The sequence below is a fragment of the Nocardiopsis sp. TNDT3 genome, assembly GCF_003427465.1.
GTDB classification, from domain to species: Bacteria; Actinomycetota; Actinomycetes; order Streptosporangiales; family Streptosporangiaceae; genus Nocardiopsis; species Nocardiopsis dassonvillei.
The window spans coordinates 1-3,090 of the sequence record NZ_QPFC01000756.1 but is presented as its reverse complement, the minus strand read 5'-3'; the positions used below and the strand labels follow the sequence as shown (position 1 = coordinate 3,090).

Sequence of the window (3,090 nt, the reverse complement as noted above, 5' to 3'; positions counted from 1 at the left end):
GCCATGCGCGTGTGACACGGAGCGCGCATGGCCGACGGCTAGGGGGCGGAGGCCGCCCGCCCCGCCCCAGCCACGAAAGCGGGGAGGGACGGCCTCCTGGGAACGAAGACCAGTGTCAGTGAGCCGCTGAGAACTGGTCTTCCTCGGTGGAGCCGGTGAGAGCCGTGGTGCTGGCCTCGGGGGAGATGGTCGTGCTGATGGAGTCGAAGTAGCCGGTGCCGACCTCGCGCTGGTGGCGGGTGGCGGTGTAGCCCTGCGACTCGGCCGCGAACTCGGCCTCCTGGAGCTCGACGTACGAGGTCATCCCGTTCTGGGCGTAGCCCTTGGCCAGGTTGAACATCGAGTAGTTGAGCGAGTGGAAGCCCGCCAGGGTGATGAACTGGAACTTGTAGCCCATGTGGCCCAGCTCGCGCTGGAACTTGGCGATGGTCGCGTCGTCCAGGTGGCGCTTCCAGTTGAAGGACGGCGAGCAGTTGTAGGCCAGCATCTGGTCCGGGTACTCGGCCTTGATCCGCTCGGCGAAGTCGCGGGCCACCTCCAGGTCGGGGGTGGCGGTCTCCATCCACAGCAGGTCCGAGTGCGGGGCGTAGGCCAGGCCGCGCGCCACGCAGGCCTCGACGCCGTTGCGGAAGCGGTAGAAGCCCTCGGCGGTGCGCTCGCCCGTGATGAAGGGCTGGTCGCGCTCGTCGACGTCGCTGGTGATCAGGGTCGCGGCCTGGGCGTCGGTCCGCGCGATGACCAGGGACGGGACACCGGCGACGTCCGCGGCCAGGCGGGCGGCGTTGAGCGTCTTGACGTGCTGCCCGGTGGGGATGAGGACCTTGCCGCCCAGGTGGCCGCACTTCTTCTCGGAGGCCAGCTGGTCCTCCCAGTGCACGCCCGCCGCGCCGGAGGCGATCATGCCCCGCATCAGCTCGTAGGCGTTGAGGACGCCGCCGAACCCGGCCTCGGCGTCGGCCACGATCGGGGCGAGCCACTCGGGCGCGCTGTCGTCGCCCTCGGCCCAGGTGATCTGGTCGGCGCGCATCAGCGCGTTGTTGATGCGGCGGACCACGGCCGGGACCGAGTTGGCCGGGTACAGGCTCTGGTCGGGGTAGGTGTTGCCCGAGAGGTTGGCGTCGGCCGCGACCTGCCAGCCGGAGAGGTAGATGGCCTTCAGCCCGGCGCGGACCTGCTGGACCGCCTGGTTGCCGGTGAGGGCGCCGAGGGTGTTGACGTAGTCCTCGGTGCGGAGCAGGTCCCACAGGCGCTCCGCGCCGCGGCGGGCCAGGGTGTGCTCCTCGGTGACCGAACCGCGGAGCTTGACCACGTCGTCGGCGGAGTAGGTGCGCTCGATACCGGCCCACCGGGGGTTGGTCTCCCAGTCGCGCTGGAGTGCGGCGCTGGCTTCCTGTCGTCGAGCGCTGGTGCCCATGTTCGATCCCGCCTTACGTGTAGTCCCCAAGTGTTCGCACCGGTCGAGAAGGCCGGGTCAGAGCCAGGGGGTGAGCCCTGAGCGGTAAGTTCCCCGCCGGTAACTAGATTCTTGGGCAACTTCCGAGGCTTTTCCATGGGAAATCTTGCGAAGATCGACGTTTCTTTCCGTACTATGAAGCCATGGCGTACTTTGGTGCTGAAGAAATACCGTCTTTGACAGGTGACCTGGATCTCGTCACCTTTGGTCAGCGGCTCCGCCACCTACGGCGGGCGCGCGGCCTCACCCTCTCCGACCTGGGCGAACGCGTCGGCCGGGCCCCCTCCCAGCTCTCCCTGCTGGAGAACGGCAAGCGCGAGCCCAAGCTCTCCCTCCTCACCTCCCTGGCCTCGGCACTGGGCGTCTCGGTGGAGGAGCTGCTGTCCAAGCAGCCCCCGAGCCGCCGCGCGCAGCTGGAGATCGCGGTCGAGGAGGCCCAGCGCGACACGCTCTACCAGGACCTGAACCTGCCGCACCTGAGGATCGGCAAGCGGGTCCCCAACGACGTGCTCGAACACATCGTGGGCCTGTACGGGGAGCTCCGGCGGCGCAGCGCCAAGCCGACGGCCACCCCCGAGGAGGCCCGCCGGGCCAACGCCGACCTGCGCCGCCAGATGCGCGAGCGCGGCAACTACTTCGAGCACATCGAGAAGGCGGCGGCCCAGACCCTCGACGCCGTCAACTACACCGCGGGGGCCCTGTCACAGGGGCAGATCCTCGCCATCGCCACCCACCACGGGTTCTCCCTCAAGTACGTGCAGGACCTGCCCCGCTCGGTGCGCTCCCTCACCGACCACGTCAACCGGCGCATCTACCTCAAGCGCGAGACCACGCTGGGCATGCACAGCCCGCGCACGATCCTGCTCCAGACCCTGGGCCACGTCGTGCTGGGCCACGGCAGGCCGCGCGACTTCGGCGACTTCCTGCGCCAGCGGGTGGAGGCCAACTACTTCGCCGCCGCGGTCCTCATCCCCGAGTCCACCGCCGTGCGCTACCTCCAGGAGGCCAAGCAGGCCCGCGACCTGTCGGTGGAGGACCTGCGCGACGTGTACTCGGTCTCCTACGAGATGGCCGCGCACCGGTTCACCAACCTGGCCCACCGCCACCTGGACCTGGTCTGCCACTTCATCCGCAACGACGAGACCGGCATCATCTACAAGGCCTACGAGAACGACGGCCTCGTCTTCCCCACCGACGACACCGGGGCCATCGAGGGCCAGCGCATGTGCCGCCAGTGGTCGGGGCGCCAGGTCTTCGCCTCGCCGGACCGCTACTCGATCTACTACCAGTACACGGACAAGCCCAACGGCACCCACTGGTGCGTGGCGCACGTGGACCCCAGCCGCGAGCGCAACTTCGCCATCACCCTGGGCGTGCCCTACAAGGAGTCGCGCTGGTTCCGCGGTCGCGAGACCACCAACCGCACCAAGTCCAACTGCCCCAGCGGCGAGTGCTGCGTGCACCCGCCCGCGGACCTGGCCGCGCGCTGGGAGGGCAACGTGTGGCCGTCGGCCCGCGCGCACTCCCACGTGCTCTCGGCGCTGCCCTCGGGGACCTTCCCGGGCGTGGACGAGCACGACGTCTACACCTTCCTGGAGAAGCACAGCGCCGAGAGCACGTGGGAGTGCGCGCGGGCC

Annotated in this window: 2 protein-coding genes; one reads left to right on the top strand and one right to left on the bottom strand. The window is 69.3% G+C overall.

Annotation, left to right across the window (positions count from 1 at the left end):
* Nucleotides 1–115 precede the first annotated feature (115 nt).
* A complete protein-coding gene (gene aceA, locus DQW06_RS18715; RefSeq protein WP_013152468.1) occupies nt 116–1,414 on the bottom strand; it encodes an isocitrate lyase in 1,299 nt (432 codons plus the stop codon).
* Nucleotides 1,415–1,629: 215 nt separating this feature from the next.
* Here aceA and DQW06_RS18710 point away from each other — a divergent pair.
* Nucleotides 1,630–3,090, top strand: a 1,461-nt coding sequence (locus DQW06_RS18710) for a helix-turn-helix domain-containing protein (protein ID WP_117199007.1), incomplete at its 3' end; no start/stop codon positions are given.